The organism is Natrinema sp. CGMCC1.2065 (assembly GCF_051225675.1).
GTDB lineage: Archaea > Halobacteriota > Halobacteria > Halobacteriales > Natrialbaceae > Natrinema > Natrinema thermotolerans.
On the sequence record NZ_JBPJSJ010000003.1, the window covers coordinates 50,600 to 71,382 of the forward strand.

21 protein-coding genes and 1 tRNA gene are annotated in these 20,783 nt (G+C 67.6%); 16 read left to right on the plus strand and 6 right to left on the minus strand.

What is annotated here, in order from left to right; all coding sequences use genetic code 11:
* The first annotated feature begins 331 nt into the window (after positions 1-331).
* The 4 genes from ACSBP4_RS05190 to ACSBP4_RS05205 all read left to right on the plus strand — a co-directional run bounded on the left by ACSBP4_RS05190 (position 332) and on the right by ACSBP4_RS05205 (position 3,948).
* Positions 332-982 (plus strand): helix-turn-helix domain-containing protein, encoded by a 651-nt coding sequence (locus ACSBP4_RS05190; protein WP_006650934.1) that lies wholly within the window; start codon positions 332-334, stop codon positions 980-982.
* Between the two features lie 114 nt (positions 983-1,096).
* Positions 1,097-2,062: an ABC transporter ATP-binding protein gene (locus tag ACSBP4_RS05195; RefSeq protein WP_435551561.1), complete on the plus strand. Its 966-nt coding sequence runs from the start codon at positions 1,097-1,099 to the stop codon at positions 2,060-2,062.
* Positions 2,055-2,840, plus strand: a complete 786-nt coding sequence (locus tag ACSBP4_RS05200; protein WP_435551562.1) for an ABC transporter permease — start codon at positions 2,055-2,057, stop codon at positions 2,838-2,840. The genes ACSBP4_RS05195 and ACSBP4_RS05200 overlap by 8 nt, the downstream gene beginning before the upstream one ends.
* Before the next feature lie 109 nt (positions 2,841-2,949).
* On the plus strand, positions 2,950-3,948 hold the full coding sequence (locus tag ACSBP4_RS05205) for an arsenic resistance protein (protein WP_435551563.1): 999 nt from the start codon (positions 2,950-2,952) through the stop codon (positions 3,946-3,948).
* A gap of 47 nt (positions 3,949-3,995) precedes the next feature.
* Here the strand turns inward: ACSBP4_RS05205 and ACSBP4_RS05210 are convergent, their stop codons facing one another.
* Positions 3,996-4,667, minus strand: coding sequence for a helix-turn-helix domain-containing protein (locus ACSBP4_RS05210; RefSeq protein WP_435551564.1), 672 nt, complete (start codon positions 4,665-4,667; stop codon positions 3,996-3,998).
* A gap of 124 nt (positions 4,668-4,791) precedes the next feature.
* On the opposite strand from ACSBP4_RS05210, the gene ACSBP4_RS05215 reads away from it, so the two are divergent.
* Positions 4,792-5,157: a DUF7344 domain-containing protein gene (locus ACSBP4_RS05215; RefSeq protein ID WP_435551565.1), complete on the plus strand. Its 366-nt coding sequence runs from the start codon at positions 4,792-4,794 to the stop codon at positions 5,155-5,157.
* Between the two features lie 6 nt (positions 5,158-5,163).
* Here ACSBP4_RS05215 and ACSBP4_RS05220 read toward each other — a convergent pair whose 3' ends face one another.
* Positions 5,164-5,829, minus strand: coding sequence for a DUF7095 family protein (locus tag ACSBP4_RS05220; protein ID WP_435551566.1), 666 nt, complete (start codon positions 5,827-5,829; stop codon positions 5,164-5,166).
* A 155-nt stretch (positions 5,830-5,984) separates the two neighbouring features.
* Between ACSBP4_RS05220 and ACSBP4_RS05225 the strand changes: the two genes are divergently transcribed.
* Together ACSBP4_RS05225 and ncsA are read left to right on the plus strand one after the other, a co-directional pair.
* Positions 5,985-6,704: an alpha/beta fold hydrolase gene (locus tag ACSBP4_RS05225; protein ID WP_435551567.1), complete on the plus strand. Its 720-nt coding sequence runs from the start codon at positions 5,985-5,987 to the stop codon at positions 6,702-6,704.
* A 156-nt stretch (positions 6,705-6,860) separates the two neighbouring features.
* Complete coding sequence (ncsA, locus tag ACSBP4_RS05230) at positions 6,861-7,820, plus strand: tRNA 2-thiolation protein NcsA (protein WP_435551568.1); 960 nt, start codon at positions 6,861-6,863, stop codon at positions 7,818-7,820.
* Positions 7,821-8,009: 189 nt separating this feature from the next.
* Here ncsA and ftsZ read toward each other — a convergent pair whose 3' ends face one another.
* The 3 genes from ftsZ to ACSBP4_RS05245 form a co-directional block, all read right to left on the minus strand.
* Positions 8,010-9,197, minus strand: a complete 1,188-nt coding sequence (ftsZ, locus tag ACSBP4_RS05235; protein WP_006180080.1) for a cell division protein FtsZ — start codon at positions 9,195-9,197, stop codon at positions 8,010-8,012.
* Positions 9,198-9,199: 2 nt separating this feature from the next.
* Entirely contained in the window at positions 9,200-9,379 is a 180-nt protein-coding gene (locus tag ACSBP4_RS05240) for a ribbon-helix-helix domain-containing protein (RefSeq protein WP_006180079.1), read from the minus strand.
* A 197-nt stretch (positions 9,380-9,576) separates the two neighbouring features.
* Entirely contained in the window at positions 9,577-10,161 is a 585-nt protein-coding gene (locus tag ACSBP4_RS05245) for a double zinc ribbon domain-containing protein (protein ID WP_435551569.1), read from the minus strand.
* A 126-nt stretch (positions 10,162-10,287) separates the two neighbouring features.
* Between ACSBP4_RS05245 and ACSBP4_RS05250 the strand changes: the two genes are divergently transcribed.
* Positions 10,288-10,361, plus strand: a tRNA-Tyr gene (locus tag ACSBP4_RS05250).
* A 354-nt stretch (positions 10,362-10,715) separates the two neighbouring features.
* On the opposite strand, the gene ACSBP4_RS05255 is transcribed toward ACSBP4_RS05250, so the two are convergent.
* Positions 10,716-11,294, minus strand: coding sequence for a FixH family protein (locus ACSBP4_RS05255; protein WP_435551570.1), 579 nt, complete (start codon positions 11,292-11,294; stop codon positions 10,716-10,718).
* A gap of 582 nt (positions 11,295-11,876) precedes the next feature.
* Between ACSBP4_RS05255 and ACSBP4_RS05260 the strand changes: the two genes are divergently transcribed.
* From ACSBP4_RS05260 to ACSBP4_RS05295, 8 genes are all read left to right on the plus strand, one after another.
* Positions 11,877-12,638, plus strand: coding sequence for an ABC transporter ATP-binding protein (locus ACSBP4_RS05260; protein WP_435551571.1), 762 nt, complete (start codon positions 11,877-11,879; stop codon positions 12,636-12,638).
* Complete coding sequence (locus tag ACSBP4_RS05265) at positions 12,628-13,911, plus strand: ABC transporter permease (protein ID WP_435551572.1); 1,284 nt, start codon at positions 12,628-12,630, stop codon at positions 13,909-13,911. Before ACSBP4_RS05260 ends, ACSBP4_RS05265 begins: the two co-directional genes overlap by 11 nt.
* Positions 13,908-15,140, plus strand: coding sequence for an ABC transporter permease (locus ACSBP4_RS05270; RefSeq protein WP_435551573.1), 1,233 nt, complete (start codon positions 13,908-13,910; stop codon positions 15,138-15,140). The genes ACSBP4_RS05265 and ACSBP4_RS05270 overlap by 4 nt, the downstream gene beginning before the upstream one ends.
* Before the next feature lie 78 nt (positions 15,141-15,218).
* Positions 15,219-15,863 (plus strand): hypothetical protein, encoded by a 645-nt coding sequence (locus ACSBP4_RS05275; RefSeq protein WP_435551574.1) that lies wholly within the window; start codon positions 15,219-15,221, stop codon positions 15,861-15,863.
* A 73-nt stretch (positions 15,864-15,936) separates the two neighbouring features.
* Complete coding sequence (locus ACSBP4_RS05280) at positions 15,937-18,771, plus strand: DEAD/DEAH box helicase (protein ID WP_435551575.1); 2,835 nt, start codon at positions 15,937-15,939, stop codon at positions 18,769-18,771.
* A 77-nt stretch (positions 18,772-18,848) separates the two neighbouring features.
* On the plus strand, positions 18,849-19,598 hold the full coding sequence (locus tag ACSBP4_RS05285) for a protein sorting system archaetidylserine decarboxylase (RefSeq protein ID WP_435551576.1): 750 nt from the start codon (positions 18,849-18,851) through the stop codon (positions 19,596-19,598).
* Between the two features lie 84 nt (positions 19,599-19,682).
* Entirely contained in the window at positions 19,683-20,045 is a 363-nt protein-coding gene (locus tag ACSBP4_RS05290; protein ID WP_435551577.1) for a hypothetical protein, read from the plus strand.
* Positions 20,042-20,764, plus strand: a complete 723-nt coding sequence (locus tag ACSBP4_RS05295; protein ID WP_435551578.1) for a MinD/ParA family ATP-binding protein — start codon at positions 20,042-20,044, stop codon at positions 20,762-20,764. Before ACSBP4_RS05290 ends, ACSBP4_RS05295 begins: the two co-directional genes overlap by 4 nt.
* Positions 20,765-20,783 lie beyond the last annotated feature (19 nt).

The following is a 20,783-nucleotide window of genomic DNA, read 5'->3' on the forward strand; positions in this document are numbered from 1 at the left end:
CCGGGACGTATCGAACCATCGTCGTCCCGAACCGGCATAAAAGACCGTGGAAACGCGGGAAAACGTCTACTCGAGCGTACCGCTCGTATCGGAGCATGCGACCGAAACGGACTGGAATCGACGAACGCAACGACACCTGCTCCGAGTTCGACCCCGGCTCTCGTAACCCCCGAAGCGGTGTCGGTCGTCGCGAAGCCGTCGTCAGTGGTCATACCGCCGGCGCGGTGGCTGTGACGGTCACGTCGGGGCTCGGCTCGAGACCGTCCCACCGAACTTCTATACTAACAATCGATACTGAAAAATACTTGTACGATGTCGTAGCTGTCGAACGATGAGATACGCGAAATGTGTTATCATTCCCGATGAGGAGGGATTGCATCCGCTCGATCGACGGATCGCCGAACACCCGGACGTGACGCGTGAACTACTCCACAACGTCAACCTCCTCGTCGACGAGACGATCGTCGCGCTCTATCAGTTCTCGGGCGACAGAAACGCTCTCGAGTCGATCCTGTCGGCGTCGTCGATGGTCAATCAGCACCAGCTCTCGAGCGCCGACGGCGAACACCACGCCTACATCCACCTCGAGGCCGACGACCGGCTCGTCGGGCTGTTGAGCATGCTCAGGGAGTTCGAGTTCATCTACGATACCCCCCTCGAGTTCACGCGCCGTGGCGGCCTCCGGGTCACGATGATCGGTGACGTACAGAGCTTCCAGAAGGCCGTTCCGGACGTTCCCGACGGGATCAGGCTCAAGCTCCTCAAGACGGGCCGGTACGAACCGAACACGGACCGGCTGTTCTCCCAGTTGACCGGTCGCCAGCAGGAGATCCTCCGGACCGCCGTCGAGATGGGGTACTACGACGTTCCGCGGGCGGTGACACACGAGGACATCGGCGAGGCGCTTGGCTGTACCGGGGGGACGGTCGGCGGCCACCTGCGACGGATCGAGGCGACGCTCCTCACGCAGATCGTCCCCTGATTCGGTCGCGGTCGGTGCAAACGGTGGTGTGCCCATCGCGATCGACGCAGTCGGGTCGAGTGGCGACGGGAACGACCGCCATATTACATACGGATGGCCGCCGAGGGTGCCGGTATGGCAGCGATCGAACTCGAGGGGCTCACGAAAGATTACGGCGAGGTACTCGCCAACGACGACGTCACGTTCGCCGTCGAGGAGGGGGAGATTTTCGGGTATCTCGGCCCCAACGGCGCGGGGAAAACGACGACGATCCGGACGCTGCTCGGGTTCCTCTCGCCGACCGCGGGGACGGCTCGGTTGCTCGGCAACGACGTGACCGACGAGGCGCAACTGCTCGCGGCCAAACGCCGGCTCGGCTACCTCCCCGACGATCCGGGGTTCGACGAGACGGCGACCGGCCGGGCGGTCCTCGACCTCCACGCATCGCTCAAGGGCGACGAGCGAAGCGCGGAGTTGCTCGAGCTGTTCGATCCGCCGCTCGATCGCGAAATCAGGGAGTACTCGCGCGGCAACGTCCAGAAACTGGGGCTGGTGACGACGTTCATGCACGATCCCGACCTGGTGATTCTAGACGAGCCGACCAGCGGGCTCGATCCCCTCCTCCAACAGCGGTTCAACGAGTTCGTCCGGGCCGAACGGGAGCGCGGACTGACGGTGTTTTTCTCCTCGCACATCCTGAGCGAGGTGCGGAAGCTGTGCGACCGCGTCGGCATCATCCGTGACGGCCGGCTCGTCACGGTCGAGCCGGTGGAATCGCTGCTGGACAGGAGCGGCAAGTTCGTCCGGTTACACGCCGCGGAGGCGATCCCGGTCGACGCCCTCGAGATCGACGGGGTCCACGGCATCGAGTCCGACACGGGGCCGAGCGACGGGACCGAATACGCGTTCACGTTCACCGGCGACGTCAACGCCCTGCTCGCGGCCCTCCGGGAGTACCGATTGCACGACCTGTCGATCGAGGAAGCGCCGCTCGACGAGGTTTTCATGCGGTTCTACGACGATACCGACGGGAGCGAACGGAACGGGGCGGATCTGACCGTCGGGCCCGGTGCGGCGAGTGGGGGTGAAGACGATGTTTGAACTGACTGCCTACGACGGCCGCCGGCGGGTCCGGGGCAGCGTGTATCTCTCGATCGGGCTCTCCTTGCTCGCCGCGATGGTCATCTGGGTCTACCCCTCCTTCGAGGCCGAAATCGACCTCGAGGGGCTGCTGGCGGCCTATCCCGAGCCGATCCTGCAGGTGATGGGGGTCCAGACGATGACGAGCCTGGCGGGCTTTCTCTCGTTCGAACTCTACACCTTCGGCTGGATCATCATGCTGGGGCTGTATCTGGCCTACAGCACTGCGGGGACGATCGCCGACGACGTCGACCGCGGGCGGATGGACGTGTTGCTGTCGATGCCGATCTCCCGACGGCGACTGGTCGCCGAGCGGTTCGGGGCGATGGCCGTCCCGATCGTCGGTGCTAACCTCCTCCCGCCGCTTGTCGTCTACGTCGGTGCCGAACTGATCGACCATCCGATCGCCGCCGCCGACGTCCTCGCGGTCCACCTGCTCTCGATCCCGTATCTGTTCGCCTGCGCCGGGATCGGCCTGTTCGCGTCCGTGATCGTCGACCGGGCGGCGATCGCCCAGCGGGTCGCGCTGGGCGTGACCTTCGCGCTCTTTCTCTCCGAATCGTTGCTGTCGGGGACCGATGTCGAGGCCGTCGGCGCGATCGCACCGATGCGGTACTACGATCCCAACGCCGTCCTGCTCGAGGGCACCTACGACCTCCTCGGTGCGGGAATCTTGGTGGCGATGACCGTCACGTTGCTGGTCGCGAGCCAGGCCTGGTTCCGCCGGCGCGACGTCTGAGGAGCGGTCGTCGCTCTGGGTTCGAGTCGGGCCTCGAGCGCGACGCGCGGCTCCGCGCGCCCACAACGCCTTCGCTGCCCTATTCCGTGCCGGGGCCCAAGACCACACGATGTCACAGGAGTGGCTGCAGCGCCACCAGATCGCCGTCTACGCGGTCGCGGTGGCGGCTGCCGTCGGGATCGGGCTGGGCCAGCCGGCGTCGGCGTCGGTCTTCCAGCCACTCATCACGCCAGTGCTGGCGGTGTTGCTCTACGTGACCTTCCTCGAGATCCCCTTCGTCCGGTTTCGCGCGGCGATCACCAACGGCCGGTTCATGGCCGGGGCGCTCGTGTTGAACTTCCTCGTCGTCCCGATCGTCGTCTACGGGCTCACCCGGTTCCTCCCGAACGAGCCCGTCGTTCTGGTCGGCGCGTTCATGGTGTTGTTGACGCCGTGTATCGATTACGTGATCGCGTTCACCGACCTCGCCGGGGGTGACGCCGAACAACTCACCGCCGCGACGCCGGCGTTGATGCTCCTACAACTGCTGTTTCTGCCCGCGTACCTCTGGCTGTTCATGGGCGAGCGGATCGCGGCCGTCGTCGAGCCCGGCCCCTTCCTCGAGGCGTTTCTCCTGTTGATCGCGCTGCCGCTGGCGCTGGCGTGGGTCACCGAGATCGGGGCGACCCGCTCGCCGACCGCCCGCCGCTGGCAGTCGGCGATGGGGTGGCTGCCGGTCCCGATGATGGGCGCGACCCTGTTGGTCGTGATCGCCTCGCAGCTCCCGCGGGTACGGGACTCGATCGAGGGGATCGCGGCCGTCGTACCCGTTTACGTCGCCTTTCTGGTCGTCATGCCGCTTCTCGGCCGGCTCGCGGCCGGGCTGCTCCGGCTGGACACCGGCGCGAGCCGTGCGCTCGTCTTCACCGCCGTTACCCGGAACTCGCTGGTCGTTCTGCCGCTGGCGCTTGCCCTTCCGGCGAGGTACGAACTGGCACCGGCGGTCGTCGTCACCCAGACGCTCGTCGAACTGGCCGGGATGGTCGTCCTCACCCGCGTCGTGCCCGCGTGGCTCGTGCCCGACACCCCGGATCCGATCCCCGTCCCCGGCGTCACGCCCGAGGAGTGAGGTGGGCAAGACGGTCTCCGTCCCGGATCTCGCCCGCCTGACCCCGACTACGGCGACCGGTCGTCGTACACCGTGTTCTCGACGAGCGTCTCGACGCCGCGACGGAACCGCTCCGACGCCGCGTTCTGTGAGATGCCGAGTCGCTCGCCGAGTTCTGCCAGCGTACAGGACCGCGGAATATCCAGATAGCCCGCCTCGACGGCGGCGACGAGTGCCTCGCGCTGCCGGCTCGTCAGGCCGAACTGGGACCTGGCGTCCCCACCGCCGGCGGATTCGCGGGTGTCGCGGAGTTTCCGGACGTCGACCTCAAAACCGCGCTCGAGGAAGAACCCGTGGAACCGCTCGAGCGCCTCGTCACTGGGGAAGGCGACGCGAAAGAACCAGCCCTCGTGGGTCACGGACGCCTCCTGTAAGACGCCGCCCTCCTCGATCACGGTCGGATAGACGCTCGCCTCCGTTCCTTCGGGCGTCAACTCGAGTTGGTAGAGCCACCGGTCGTCGAACGCGGCCGTCTGCAGGGACGCTGTGACGGTCGGGTCCGCCTCGAGACCCGCCTCGAAGGCCGCCCGTTCGTCGTCGTCGCCGTCGATCCAGACGAGCAGTCGGTGGTCGCCGTCCGCGGTGAGATCCGACTGCTCCCACGTGGCGGTCACACCGGGAGCGTGCGATAACGCGTTGCGAAGAATGGGGTAGTCGATCAGCAGCGTCGCGAGTAGCATCCGAGATACCGACGTAAGACACCGTGCCGTTTCTCGGTTTCGGCCGAACGCACGCCAGGGACTGATAAATAGCGTGAATACTGCCGCGCCGCAACTATCCGACGGGCTGTCCCAGTGACGGACGATGACTCACCGGGACGGGGCGAGTAGCGAAGCACAGCCGTTGATCGATCGGTCGCTCGCCGCGTTAAGCGATCCGTACCGCCGATCCGTCTGCCGGTACGCCATGCGAACGCAGACGACGCGTCTCGACCACGCGGAGATCGCCGACTACATCGTCGACCGGGCATCGGCGGCGGACGACCTCGATCGGCGGACCGTCGCGACGGAACTGCGCCACCTCCACCTGCCGAAACTCGAAGACGCCGGGCTGCTCGAGTACGAGCGGGACAGCGGCGTCGTCCACGCCGACCGCGAGCGGATCGCCGACCGGCTCGAGTTGCTCCGCGAGACGGTCGCTGAGATACAGGGCGCTTCGATCGATCGCTAACAGTCGTCAGACCACGTCGCCACGAACTGTCACGCCGTCCTGTTGCTCTCGCCACGCGTGGAGTTCCCGCGCCGCGGTCTCGGCCTCGGCGTCGTCCAGTCCGAGCATCTCGAGGGCCGCCGATAGCGTCGGCAGGGCCAGTTCGCCCTCCCGGAGCTTCCGGATCGCCTCGTCGCTTCGCGTGCCCTCGGCCCAGAGACAGACGCCGCGGGGATCGAGCAACTGCGTGTAGTCCTCCCGCAGGCGCGCGCCGCGCAGCCGCTGGGTGACGTTGTCCTCGAAGGCGGCGTTACAGACCTCGAGATGGACCGGTTCGTCCTCCTCGAGGAGGTGGGCGGCGAGACACTGCTCGGGCGCGGCGTGGCCGTTCGCGTTGGCTCGCAGATACTCGGGGTGGTCGGCGGCCCAGTCGGCCCGGACCGACTTGCCGATCCCCTCAACGCCGTATTCGGCGGCGATCGCGTCGGCGTCTACCGCCCCGTTGTCGCTGTCGTCGCGCATGAGGACGTCCTTGGTCACGTAGACGTCCAGCCGCTCGACGGGATCGAGACCCAACGCGACGTCGCCGAACGTCCACACCTCCCGGACCGGGACCGGCATCCGCTCGCTCGCGACGGTCTCCACGAGGTCCTCGAGACGGTCGACCGCTCTCGCCCGATCGAATCCACTCATCGGTCGCCGTTGGGGCCGGACGCGCAAAGTCGTTTCTCAGTCGCGACCGCATCGTTGTCCGGACCCGCGACCGACCTGCGGTCAGCGGCCACGACCGTCACGAGCGGTGGCTCGAGAGATCAGGTTTTTTACCGGTTCGCGGCGAACGCAAACCCATGCGACACCGGATCTTCAACGAGGACGGCGACGCGGAACTCGTCTTCGTCATGGGCTGGGGCAACCGCTGGACCCACGAGAACGTCAGCTGGCTCATCGGACAGCTGACCGCGGCCGACTATCGGGTCCACGCGTTCGAACTCCCGACGAACATCGACGATTTCAAAGCCGACTGGCTCGAGCCCGTCGCCGAGTACGTCCGCGACCTCGAGGGCTATCAGTTGCTTGGCCACAGCGCCGGCTCGCTGGTGGCACAGGCCCTCGACGGCGCGGACAACCACGTCTATCTGAGCCCGTGGTGGGGGTACGGCGAGGGATTTCCGGAACCGGTGTTAGAGGCCGTCTCGAAGCTCCCGACGGCGTTCCCCTGTCTCCCGACCGGCGGCTTCGACCGCGAGGACCTGGGTCAGCAGGCGACCGATCACCAGCTCGAGACGACCCCGTCGTGGGTGTCGCCGGCTTTCATTCGGGAGACCCGCCGCGCACAACGGGAGCTGCTGACGATCGATCACGACGCCGTCGTCTTCTGCTCGCTGCGCGATCCCGTCATCGACCTGCGACCGATCGGCGAGCGGGTGCCCGCCGACCACGTCGTCCTCTACGATGGCGGCCACGAACTGTTCTCCTCGCCGGGCCGCGACCGGTACGTCGACCCCCTGCTGGCCGCGCTCGAGGACGGGGCCGATGCCGTCGAGGACCGGGAACGAGTTCCCGTCTGATCCGGTCGACGGAACGATCCGGATAGGCCGCGACGTGTGTCGACCGAGACGGCTGCCAGAAGCGGCGGTGGGACGGACGCCCGCTCACCGCTCGAGACGGCCGCCGCGCTCCGGCAGACGAAACCGTGATTGGCGGCGACCGACAACGGGCCGCTAATGGACTGTACCCGATGCGACGAGGACGCGGTCATGCACGCCGCCTACTCCGGCTCCCATCTCTGTGCGGATCACTTCCGCGAGTCGGTCGAAAAGCGGGTCCGGCGGCGCGTCCGACGGGACGATCTCGTCTCACACGACGCGACGCCCGAGGACCCCGAGACCTGGGTGATCGGCCTCTCCGGCGGGAAAGACAGCGTCGTCCTCACGCAGATCCTCCACGAAACGTTCGCCGAGGACCCCCGCATCGAACTCGTCGGGCTGACCATCCACGAAGGCATCGAGGGCTATCGCGACGAGTCCGTCGACGCCTGCATCGAGCTCAGCGAGGAGTTGGGCATCCGCCACGAACTCGTCAGCTACGCCGAGGAGTTCGGCGTCCGTATGGACGAGGTCGTCGAGGACGACCCCGAAAACATGGCCGCCTGTGCCTACTGTGGCGTCTTCCGGCGAGATCTCCTCGAGAAGTACGCCGAGGAACTCGGGGCCGATCTCCTCTTGACGGGCCACAATCTCGACGACGAGGCCCAGACCGCGCTGATGAACTTCCTCGAGGGCGACGTCGAACAGATCGCGAAACACTTCGACGCCAGCCTCGGCCCCCTCTCGGAACGGGGCGAACAGGAGGAGTTCGTCCCGCGCGCGAAACCGCTGCGTGACGTTCCCGAGAAGGAGGTCGCCCTCTATGCCCACATCAACGACCTGCCGGCCCACATCACCGAGTGTCCCCACGCCAGCGAGGCCTATCGCGGCGAGATCCAGCAACTGCTGTACGATCTCGAGGAGAACCACCCCGGTACCCGTCACTCGATCCTGGCTGGCTACGAGGATCTCGCGTCGATCGCCGCCGACGAGTACAGCGGCGACGACGGTGCCGACCTACAGGAGTGCGTCGAGTGTGGCTCGACGACGACGCGCGAGGTCTGTCGGAAGTGTTCGCTGCTCGAGTCGCTGGCCTGACTCGAGTCCGCCGATCCGTTCGTCGCGTTCGCTCCGTATACGGCCGTAAACAGCGGTTGTGGACGACGAAAGCCGATACGTTGTACTGAGACTGCGATATCCGTCGCCACTCCCCGTGAGAATCGGAAGCGAAGCCGGTCAAAAACGGAACCGATCGGCGGTGGTGTGTCGGTCGTGGTCCCGTCGCGATTACCGGATGACGTCGACGCCGTTCTGGCGGTCGACTTTCTCGCGGCCGCCGTCGCTTTGGGCACCGAAGCCGGAGCCACCGGCCTCGACGTTGTTGCTCGCGTCGAAGTCGGCCTCGTTGATGCCCTCGATGCTCGCGCGGGACTTGTCGGCCTGCTTCTGGGTGGTGGGACCGAGTACCTGCGCGCTCTGGACGCCGGTCATGATCGCCATGACCCGGACCTTGCCCTTGTAGGACTCCTGGATGCGCGCGCCCCAGATCACGTTCGCCGAGGCCTCGAGGCGCTCGGTGATGTTGTCGGCGATTCCCTCGGCCTCTTTGAGCGTGAGGTCGGGGCCGCCGGTGATGTGGACGAGCCCGCCGCTCGCGCCGCGGTAGTCGACGTCAAGCAGCGGATGGTTCATCGCGTCCTTGACGACCTCGTCGGTCTTGTTCTTGTCCTGGGTCTCGCCGACCAGCATGACTGCGACCCCGCCCTGATTCATGATCGTGGACATGTCGGCGTAGTCCAGATTGATCAGGGACGGTTGGGTGATCGTCTCCGAGATCCCCTTGACGGTCTCGGCGATGATCTGATCCATCACCGAGAACGCCTTCCCGATCGGCAGATTCGGGACGTAATCGAGCAGCCGGTTGTTGTCCAGCACGATGATCGAGTCGGCCTGCTCGCGCAACTTCTCGAGGCCTTCCTCGGCTTTGACCGTGCGGGCACGTTCGACGTTGAACGGCGTCGAGACCATGCCGACGACGATCGCACCCTGCTCTTTGGCGATCTCCGAGACGACGGGGGCGGCACCCGTGCCGGTGCCACCGCCCATCCCGGCGGTCACGAACACGAGGTCCGCATCGCCGAGGACGTCCTTGATCGTCCCCTGGGCCATCTCGGTGGCGCGTTCACCCATCGAGGGGTCGCCACCGGCACCGAGCCCGTTGGTGAGGGATTTGCCGACGAGGATCTTCGTGTCGGCCTCGATCATCTTGAGGTGCTGTTTGTCCGTGTTGATCGCGATCGTGTCGGCACCGTCGACGCCGATGTTGTACAGGCGGTTGATGGTGTTGTTGCCGGCACCGCCACAGCCGACGATGACGATCCGTGGATCGCCGAACTCGTCGTCGTCCATCGAGACGTCCATCTCCCGGGCCTCTTCCTCCGCGTTCTCTAAGGCGTCCTGAACGATATCCTGCATCGTTACACCTTGGCCCAGTTGCGTTTGCCGGACTGCTCGTTGGGAGCCTCCCGCTGTTCGTTGATCATCTCGCGGACGGCCGACCGGATCGCCTCGCTCCGGTTCGGGAACTCGCCCGCGTCGACCAGTTGCTCTACTTCCTCGATCTGCTGTTTCGGGATTCGCAGTGTCACACGCTCCATGGTTGTATTCCCCGTTGGGGGTAAGACGGTGGCGCGCCCCTGTCAGACGCGGCGTGTCTTACGTCGAAACCACCCGAAGTCGGGCGATTTCCCGTCTTGTCGACGGGTGTAAGACAATCCGTCTTACGCGACTAAGTCGATGTTTGGCACAGATAATAAAACTTTCCCCGAGACTGACGTTCAGTGTCTTACACCGGTCAGCGCTGGCGAGTGTCCGCCTCGAGAACGTCCGCTGCCGGCGTCCGACGACCACAACCCGGACAGAACGACCAGTCCGAGCGGACCTCGTCGCCGCAGTCACAGAACAGCCGTCGGGCGGCCTTCTCGCCGCAGTTCGGACAGTAGACGTGATCGCCCTCGAGCGTCTCCCCACACTGGGTACAGGCAGCGTCCGTCTCCTCGCGTGGCTCCAACTGTCTGTGTTCGGCGTCGTCCGACGCCGGGTCGCGCGATCGGTCGGCCTCGAGTCGGACGTCGTCGACCGACTCGCCGTGAGCGCCCGTCAGCGAGACCGAAACGGTCACGTCCCGGTGGCCGTCGGACACGCGCGAGCCCGCGGCCTCGAGCCCCAACTCCCGCAGTCGGGCGTCGAGCCGTTCGTCCACGCGTGCGCGAACCAGGTCGTCGATCGCCGTCTCCCCGTCACGCTCCGACGCCGACTCGCCGCGGTCCCCCTCGAGGTACGCCCGGAGCGCCTCCCGCATCGCCTCGCTCTTGGAGACCTCGAGGGCCTCGAGTCGGTCGACGAGGTCGTCGTCCGCGCGGAACGTGATCTTGCTCATGCTCGAACTACCTCCCCTGTTGCCACGCATCCCATATCAATCATGCTGCCGTTCACGCTTCGTGACACGTCGCAGCCGGTGCGAATAATAACCCTTATGTGTACGAGGGCGGCTACGTTGGAGTGCCCGCCCTTAGCTCAGACTGGTAGAGCAGTCGACTGTAGATCGACTTGCCCCCCGTTCAAATCGGGGAGGGCGGACTCGGATTCTCGCCGAAGCACAGTCGAACCGGATACTGGCGTTTTCGTCACTCATAGCGGCCTTACTGCTGGTTTCGCGTTTCCAATATCGGAGGCCAAATTCGGAGTGGAACTTGGTTCCAGTGCCGGGTAGACGTCTGCGGGCGAATTTTGGAGTCGTCGGGGTGGTCAGCGTGACGATCATGCCAGGGCACTCGATAGCAGCGTCATCGACGCCCGTACAGAGCGTCGCATTTCGGTGGCGCCCCTTCCACTCGAGTTCAACGCGGCGGTCGCGTTCGGGAGAGTCCGACTGTCTGACGACCGCTTTCGGAGACGGATATCGGGGCTGTCCGTCGCGAAACGTGAGGCGGGTTAGCGTCGTCTCCGCAGGAGGACTGCACCGATAACGGTGCCGAGACCGAGTCCGGCGAGAGCGATACTTCCGGAACCGAACCCAGCTTCGTCGGGCCGCTCGTCGTTGGGTTGGGAGTCAGTACTGTTGCCGGCGGCTTCCGATTCGCTGGCCGGGTATTCCAACTCGGCACGATCGGTGACCGACTTTTCGAAGTGAGTGTGGACGTCGACTCCGTCGAGATGTCCCTCGAGGTGGACGACGTAGTCGCCCGGTTCCGCGAAGACGACCGGTGCTTCGTACACGCCGGGCTCCCCGTGTTTTTCGCTGAGTTCGAGCGGGGTTTTCTCGGCCTCGGACGTCTGGACGGAGACGGTTAGGTTCTCGGCGTGGCCCGCCGCTGGCGTGCCGGTCTCGGTGTCGACGATCTCGAACTCGAGCCACATCCGTTCATCGGTGATGAGGGGTTCGTCCGCCCCACCGAAGGTGACGTCGTACCCGTCGACGGCCTGTGTTTCGTGTGCCAGTACCGGTGTGGCAATACCGGTGAGTAACACACTGAGTGCTACGAGCGCGAACAGCGGCTTTTTGATCGACATTCATGAATCGATTCGCCGAGTAGAGGTATGTACTATCTGGCCCATACGTCGAAAATATGGTTTAGTACTCGAAAGGTGGTGTGAATACCCGAACACGACTCGCGTATTTTGCAGATGTGGTCAGTTCTGTTACGAACGCAGTCGGTGTCGCTCCTACGGACCCGAGGAGCGGACGGGTGGTACGAGACGGAATCAGTGTCCTGATAATCCGGGGGGAGGGGACGGGTTCCACCGAAACGCGATCGACGTGGATCGAACACACCGCCATCCATGGGACGATATCGAGGTCCCGTGGGCGCGACGATTGAATCGCGGCCGCAAACGTCAATCGTCACTGATCTGTACGGCACCCTTTCGCGGGGTCCCGCCCGCACAATCCCTGCCTACGGGTCGGTATCGTCGGCCGATGCGGGTCGATCGCGGATCCGATTCCAACGGCCCGGACAGTTCCCGAGCCCGGCCGCTCGAGCGACCCCGAGGCCCGCTCGTGTCGGCGAAAATTCCTGTAACACGGGGCTGACTGGGGTAGACGGGTCGAAACAATGAGCCGGGACGGCGTCGCTGTCGGTGAGATCGCCGAGGATGTCAAACCAGTCAGTACGCGGTTCGCGATCGTCGGTGAGGGATCGGACGGACGACCGCGAATCGGCCAGCGCCGTTCGCCTCGCGGACGTCAGACACGAGTACGGCTCGACGGGGGGACGGTTCCGCTCGGGTGGGGACCGGACAGTGACCGCGCTCCGGGGGGTATCCATCGACGTGCCGCGGGGAGCGATCGTCGGCCTCGAGGGGCCGAGCGGAAGCGGGAAGTCGACGATCTTGCACGCCGTCGCGGGGCTGCTGGTCCCGACGGCGGGCCGGGTCGAGGTCGCGGGAACCGACCTGACGGCGCTGTCGGACGCGGAGCGGACCCGACTGCGACGGCGCCACATCGGGATCGTCTTCCAGCGATTCTATCTCCTGCCGTCGCTGTCGGCCCGCGCGAACGTGGCCCTGCCGCTCGTGCAGGCGGGGGTTCCCCGCGCCGATCGCCGGAACCGGGCGGAGTCGCTGCTCGAGGCGGTCGGGCTCGGCGATCGGGCCACGCATCTTCCGGGGGAACTCAGCGGCGGCGAACGCCAGCGCGTGGCGATCGCGCGGGCGCTGTCGACCGATCCCGACGTGATCGTGGCCGACGAGCCGACCGGCGAACTCGACACGGCGACCGGTCGGACCGTCCTCGAGCTGTTGACCGACGTCGGGCGCGATCGGGCGGTGATCGTCGCCTCCCACGACGAGGGGGCGCTGTCGGTCGCGGACCGGATCGTCTCGTTGCGCGACGGACGGGTGGACGATGTCCGATGAGGGCGACGACGTGTCGCCGGACGGATCACGGCGACGGACGCGCTGGCGGGGACTCGTCGGTCTGACGGCCACGCGGTGGTGGCAGCGGGCGACCCGAACGACGGGCGGTCGGATCGCGTCGACGATCGCGACCGTCGCGCTGACCGTCGCCTTCCTGCTCGTCGTGACCGGCGTCGCGCTGGCGCTGGCCGACGGCGGGACGGCGAGCGACGACGACGCGACCGTGCGGATAACCGCCGAGGACGGCAGTACGCTCTCCGCGGTCGACGGAGTCGAGGGGCTGCGGCTCGGGGCGAGCAACGACCGCGCCCGCGAACTTCGATCGGCGCCGGGGGTCGATCACGCCTCGCCCGTGCTGGTCGAGACGGTCCGCCTCGAGTCCGATGGGGGCGACCCCCGGCCCGTCCGGGTGGTCGGCGTCGTCCCCGACGGGGAGTCCCGGACCGTCGCCGGGCTGCCGACGGCGGCCTTAGAAGCGGGCGATCCCCACTACGCCAACGGCTCCTACGACGGCCCGCGGGCGGGCGGGATCGTCCTCTCGCCGACCGCGGCCGAGCGCCTCGAGGCCGCAGAGGGCGACGAGGTGGCGGTATCGATGCCGGGGCAGGATCAAGCGAACACGCCCGCGACCACCCCAACGGTGACTGTCGCGGCCGTTGCCGATGACGGGGCTGCCGGCGATGCACCGGTTGCGCTCGTTCACCTGAGCGAACTGCAGTCGTTGTCGGGTGCCGACGATGGCCAACTCGCCGATCGGGTCCTCGTCTGGGGCGAGCCCGCCGCGGCGGAGTCGGCCGCCGACGACGCCTATCCCGACGCGTCGGTGACGGTGGCCGGCAGCACGGATCCGGCCGCGCTGTTCGACGACGGGCTGGCGTTCGCGGCGAGCGCCGTGGCGTTGCTCGTCGGCCTGACGATCTGTGCCTCCTTCGTCGCGACGACCGCGGGAATGGCCGTCGACGAGGATCGGCGGACCCTGGCGGTCCTCGAGTCGGTCGGGGTCCCCGTCGGCGGCCGGCTGGCCGTCGTCGCCGTCTCGACGGGGCTCACCACGCTCGTCGGGGCCGTCGTGGGTGTCGCGCTCGGCGCGGCGGGGATCGCTGGCGTCAACGCCGTCGCCGGTGCGACCGTCGCGCCCGGCGCGGTTGCGCAGTTCCATCCGCTGTTCGTTCCCTACGGGATCGCCGTGGCCCTCCTGGCGGGACTGGTCGCCGTGCCGTACCCACTCGCGGTGGCCGCGCGGACCTCGGTCTTGGCGGAGGTGGGACGATGAGCGTTCGCGGGGCGATCGTCCGGCTTCGGGCTGTTACGGGACTGGCGCTTGCACAGCTCCGACGCGCGCCCGGCCGGACGACGCTGACCGTCCTCGCGGTCACGCTCGCGGTGCTGTCGGTGACGGTCCTGGCCAGCCTCGGCGTCGGCGTCGTCGACAAGGGAGAGCAGGGGCTTGACAACGCCGGACGGGACATCTGGATCTCGCGGGAACCGGTCGATCCGTCGGCCAGCGGGACGGCGAACCCGATCTCGGGGGCACACGCGAGGGCGGCCGAACTCTCCGCACGGGAGGACGTCGACGCCGCGTCGCCGATCGCGATGTACGACGTCTACGTTGGAACCGAGCCCTCGAACTTGCAGCGCCACCCCGCGGTCGGCGTCCAGGAGACCCACGACGGGTTCGACTTCGAGGCCGGCAACGGGTTCGAGGTCGATCCGGAAACTGCGGCGACGCCGCCGCCCGACGACCCCCAGCGCGAGGAGATCGTGATCGATCCGCGAGTCGCCGAGGACCTCGGCGTCTCGGTCGGCGACACGATCCACGTCGGCACCAGCCGGGAGACGGCGGCGAACCACGAGTTCACGGTGATCGGAATCTCCGGCTACTACTCGCAGTATCTGGGCTCGCCGGCCGTGACGGTCCCGTTGGGCGACCTGCAGGCCGTCGCCGGCACCGACGGGACCGATCGGGCGACGTTCATCACCGCCGACGTGGCGGACGATGCCGACCGCGAGACCGTCGCCGCCGACCTCGATGCCGAGTACCCCGAGTACGACGTTCGGACCAGCGATAACCAGATCCAGTCCGTCCTCGAGGAGCGATCGATCGTCCTCGCCAGCGGGATCACGCTGGTCGGGCTGGCCGTCCTCGGCGGGGCGGTCCTGACGGCCAACCTGTTCGCGCTGGTCGCCCACCAGCAACGCGAGCAGCTCGCGGCGCTGCGGGCGATCGGGCTCTCCCGCGGGCTGCTCGCCGGGGTGATCGGCACACAGGGGCTGTTGATCGGGCTGTTCGGCGGCCTCCTCGGACTGGCGGCGACGCCGCCGGCCGTGATCGGGCTGAACCGGCTCTCCGCATCAGTGCTGGGCTTCGAAGAACTGCTCCGGACGCCGCCCGCGGTCTACGCCGGGGGCCTCGCGCTCGCGCTGGCCGTCGGGACGGTCGTTGCGCTCGTTGCCGGCTGGCGGGCCGGCCGCTACGCCCGCATTGAACACCTCGAGGCCTGAGTAATGGCTCGAGTCCGACAACCCCTGCCGGCGTATCCACGCCGAAGCCACTTGGTGGCCGGAGCCGTACGGGTCGCGATGCGAGTACGAACACCCGATAGCGAGCGACAGCGGACGGCCGGCGCGGGATCGACGACCGCGTCACGCCTGCGGGGGCTCGCCCGCCATCTCCTGACCGCAATCGGCCTGCTCACCGTCACGTACGCCGTGTTGCGACTACTCGGGCCGCGAGACGACGTCCCGATCCAGTCGGTCGACGAGGCGAAGGAGGAAATGGAGGAGGTACTCCCCGAGGGGGTCACGGACCGTGCCGCCGACGCCGTCCCCGACGACTCGTCGGTCGACACGATACGGAACCGCATGCAGGCCACCGATCGCGACGTCACGCCGACGACGATCGACGGCCCTCGAAGCGAGGCCTCGGCGTTCGACCCCGGCGTCACCCCGTCCGAAGAGGAACAGGGAAATGACGACGTGACCGGGTTCGAGGGCGACAGCGAAACCGAATCCGGCGGCTCCGAGACGGACTCGAGCGGCGCCGCCATCGACGACGGCGAGGCAACGGCCGACTCCACCGACGGCGATCTCTCCGACGCGGGGATCGCCGAACGAATCGAGCCCGATGCCGGGGACGAACCCGTGGAACCCGGCGAGATGGCGGTCGACGAGGGGGTCGCAGAGAACCTCGCCGACGAGATCGACGCCGACGAACCCGAGGAGTGAGACGACCCTCGAGGGGCCCTCGGAGTCACCGGAAACGTGGTGCTTATCCGCCGCTCGTCCCTACCGTATTCCGATGACTGACGGGGACGTCGCGGCGTTTACGCACCTCGGAGCGACGGTCCGCGGGGCGCTCTCCGAACGCGGCTTTTCGCAACCGACGGCACCACAGCGGCTGGCGATCCCGCCGCTCGCCGCCGGCGAGAACACGCTGGTGATCGCGCCCACCGGGAGCGGCAAGACCGAGACGGCGATGTTGCCCGTCTTCGATCATCTGGTCGCCGAGGAAGGACCGCCAGAGGGGTTGGGCGCACTCTATATCACCCCGCTGCGGGCGCTCAATCGCGACATGCGCGAGCGCCTCGAGTGGTGGGGCGAGTACCTCGACCTCGCAGTCGACGTCCGCCACGGCGACACCACCGACTACCAGCGGCGCAAGCAGGCCGAGGACCCGCCGGACGTGCTGATCACGACGCCCGAGACGGTCCAGGCGATGCTCACCGGCGAGCGGCTGCGCGAGGCGCTCGCCGACGTCTCCCACGTCGTGATCGACGAGGTCCACGAACTCGCCGCCTCCAAGCGGGGCGCGCAGTTGGCGATCGGCCTCGAGCGACTGCGCGATCTCGCCGGCCCGTTCCAGCGGATCGGACTCTCGGCGACGGTCGGCGATCCCGGTGAGGTCGGGCAGTTCCTGACGGGGGGCCGACCCTGCGAGATCCGGGAGATCGACGTGGGGAGCAACGTCGACGTGACGGTCCGCGAGCCCGAGATTACGGAGGAAGACGAGCGGCTGGCCGGGGAACTGATGACCGAAGCCGATACCGCCAGCCACGTCCGGCTGATCCGCGATCTGGTCGCCGATCACGAGTCGACCCTGATCTTTGTCAACACCCGCCAGACCGCCGAGGCGCTTGGGTCGCGATTCAAGGAACTCGACCTCCCGATCGGTGTCCACCACGGATCGCTCTCGAAGGAGGCCCGGATCGACGTCGAGGATCGGTTCAAGGCCGGCGAGATAGACGGGCTCCTCTGTACCTCGTCGATGGAACTGGGCATCGACGTGGGACAGGTCGATCACGTGATCCAGTACAAGAGCCCCAGACAGGTCACCCGACTCCTCCAGCGGATCGGCCGCGCGGGGCACCGACAGGACGAGGTCTCGAGCGGGACGATCGTGACGACCCGCCCGGACGACACCTTCGAGGCGCTGTCGATCGCCCGACGGGCCCGCGACGGCGAGGTCGAACCGGCGGCGATCCACGAGGGGAGCCTGGACGTGGTCGCCAACCAGTTGCCCGCGATCGTCCAGAGCCGCGGCGACACGTCCCTCGACGAGGCGCTCGAGACGATCACTCGCTCCTATCCGTTCCGAAACGTCCCCGAGGCGACGATCCGCGAGATCGCAGGGGAACTGGACCGCAATCGAATCCTCTGGTTCGACGAGGGCGAGGACCGCATCGAGACCACCGGCGGTACGTGGCAGTACGTCTACGCGAACCTCTCGATGATCCCCGACGAGGAGACCTACGAGGTCCACGACATCGCCTCGGGGGGCCAGATCGGGACCCTGGACGAGCGCTTCGTCGTCAACTTCGCCCAGCCCGGCGAGGTGTTCATCCAACGGGGCGAGATGTGGCGGATCGCCGAGATCGACGACGAGGAGGGGACGGTCAAGGTCAGCCCGATCGAGGATCCCGCGGGCGAAGTCCCCTCGTGGATCGGCCAGGAGATCCCCGTCCCCGCCGCCGTCGCGGGGGAAGTCGGCGAGATCCGGGCCGTCGCCGAACCCCAGTTCACAGCCGGGGCCGACGCCGCCGCGGTCGCCCGGGAACTCGCTCACCGGTACCCCGCGGACGAGTACACGCTGACCGAGGCCTGCACGCAACTCGCACAACAGGTCGAGGCCGACGCGCCGATGCCGACGGCCGACCGGCTGGTCCTCGAGCGCCGGGGACGGACGATCGTCCTCAACGCGCCGTTCGGTCACGCGGCAAACGAGACGCTCGGTCGGGTGCTGTCGGCACTGTTGGGCCAGCGGGCCGGCTCCTCTGTCGGCCTCGAGACCGATCCCTACCGGATCGAACTCGAGGTCCCGAACTCGATCGCGACCAGCGAGGTACTCGAGGTCGTAGAGGAGACCGACCCCGATCACGTCGAGTCGATCATCGAACTCGGACTCAAAAATTCCGACGCGCTCGCCTTCCGGCTGGCGCAGGTCTCGGCGAAGTTCGGCGCGTTAAAGCGCTGGCAGGGCTCGGGCCGACTCTCGAACGATCGCCTGCTGGCGGCCCTGGAGGACACCCCCATGTACGAGGAAGCGATCCGGGAGGTGTTCCACGAGGACCTCGATATCGAACGTGCGAGTGCGGTCCTCGAGCGGCTCCAGTCGGGCGACCTCGAACTGGTGACCCACCGCGGCCACACGCCGATCGGGAAGGGGGGCCGGTCGTCAGGCGGCAAGGAACTGCTCGCACCCGAAAACGCTGACGCCAGCGTCATCGAGACGGTCCGGGAGCGCCTGCAGAACGATCGGGTCATCCTGCTGTGTACCCACTGTACGGAGTGGAAGGTGAAGACGAAAGTCAAGCGGGTGGCCGACCAGCCCGAGTGCCCGGAGTGTGGCTCGACCCGGATCGCCTCGCTGAACCCGTGGGCCGACGAGGTCGTACAGGCCGTCCGAGCGCAAGAAAAGGACGAGGAACAGCAGAAGATGACCGAACGCGCGTTCCGGGCCGCGAGCCTCGTCCAGAGTCACGGCAAGCAGGCCGTGATCGCGATGACCGCCCGCGGGGTCGGGCCGCACAACGCCGCCCAGATCATCAACAAACTCCGCGAGGACGAAGCGGAGTTCTATCGCGACATCCTCTCGAAAGAGCGGGAGTACGCCCGGACCCAGTCGTTCTGGGACTGAACGCCCCTTCGTCTGTACCCGCTGTCCGGCTCGTGCCATCCGTAACGGCCATACGAGTCGGTCGCCTCAGTTCTCCCATGAACGTCGCGCCGGGGGCCTGGAAGTACGCTATCGTTCCGCTACTCGCCGCCCCGTTCGCACTCGTTATCAGCGTCACCGCGAGCCTCGTCGCGCTCGCGGTTGGCGCCGGTACTCTCGCCTTTTTCCGCGATCCCGACCGTACCCCGCCGCCGACCGGCGTCGTCTCGCCGGCCGACGGGAACGTCTCGGTCCTCCGGGAAGAGGGCGACCGCGTCCGGCTGGGAATCTTCATGAACGTCTGGCACGTCCACGTCGTCCGCGCCCCCTTCGCCGGCCGCGTTACCGATGTCGAACACGTCTCCGGTGCCAACCGCCCCGCCTTCTCGAAGGAGTCCGACCGCAACGAACGCGTCCACGTCCGCCTCGAGACCGACTCGCCGAACCTGCCGTCCCCCGAAGACGCCGACTCCGCTGCGGTCGAGACCGACGAGTCGACGTCCCATCCCGATGAACCCGACTCCGACGCCGAGGTGACCCTGATCGCCGGCGCGTTCGCCCGCCGGATCCACCCCTACGCCGAGCGCGGCGACGCCCTCGAGCGCGGCGACCGCATCGGCCATATCGCCTTCGGCAGCCGCGTCGACCTGCTCTTTCCGCCGACCGTCGACGTCGAGGACGTCGCCGTCGATATCGGCGACTCGATGACCGCCGGCGAAACCGTCGTCCTCGAGTCGAGTCCCGGCGACCTCGGAGGGTTCGACCTCGAGACCGGCTCGGGATCCGGTCCCGACGGTCGGGCCGAGTAACGACGTCGCGGACCGCACTCGGACCGGTTCCACGCGGTCGCGATCGAGCGGACATTTATCAGACAGCGGGCGGCCAACGCGGCCGTGATCGACCTCGACTGGGAGACCGACCGCATCGACGGCGTGACGCTCGTGTCGGCGACGATCGAAACCGCCGCGACGACCCCACAGCGCGTCCGACTCGAGAGCCGACTCGACGGCCCGGTCTGGCCCCCGACGGACGGCGACCGGCCCGCGGCGTGGACCGACGCCGTCTGGGAGGGCGTGATCGAACCCGACCGCCGTCGCGGAATCGGCTTCGCGAGCCCGGCGTCGCCGGTCGAGCCGCCGCTGGCCGTGACCGATCACCGACCGGTCTCGAGCGACCGCTCCCCGCGGCCGGCGGCCGTCCTCGCTTCGCTGACCGAGTGGAAACCGACGCCGACCGTCGTCGGACGGGAGCGATGATCGTCGCGGTCGGCGGCGGGAAAGGCGGCGTCGGCAAGTCGACGCTCGCGCTGAACCTCGCGCACGAACTCGACGGGGTCGTCGTCGACGGCGACCTCGCGGCCGCGGACCTCCCGCGCGGCGGCGGCCCCGATCTGCACGACGTCCTGGCCGACCGTACCGACCCGCTCGAGGCGGTCGACCGACGCGGTCCGGTTCGGCTGCTTCCCTGCGGCCGAACGCTCGCCGGTGCCCGCGCGGCCGATCTGTCGGCGTTCCCGCGGATCGTTCGACGGCTCGAACGCGAGTTCGGCCGCGTCGTGATCGACTGCCCCGCCGGGCTGGCACGCGACGTGGGCCGACAACTCGCGAGCGCCCACGCGGCCGTTCTCGTCACGACCCCGACCGAACCCGCACTCACCGACGCCATGCGAACGCGACAGGTCGCACTCGACCTCGAGACGCCGGTCGCCGCCGTCGCCCTCAACAGGACGTCCGGAGCGGTCCCCGACGGCATCGCCGAGCGCATCGAACGAACCGTCAGCGCCCCGGTACGCACCCTTGAGGAGCGGTCGGCCGTTGCCGACGCACAGCGGCGCGGACGTCCCGTTGCCGCCGTCGCTCCCGACTGCCCGGCGGTCGAACCCCTTCGGGCCCTCGCCCGGCGGCTCGAGCGCTGTACGACGCACGATCCCGATCGGAGCGACGCTCACGATCGATCGCCGGCCGTGCTGGACTAGCATAACCCGATACCGACCG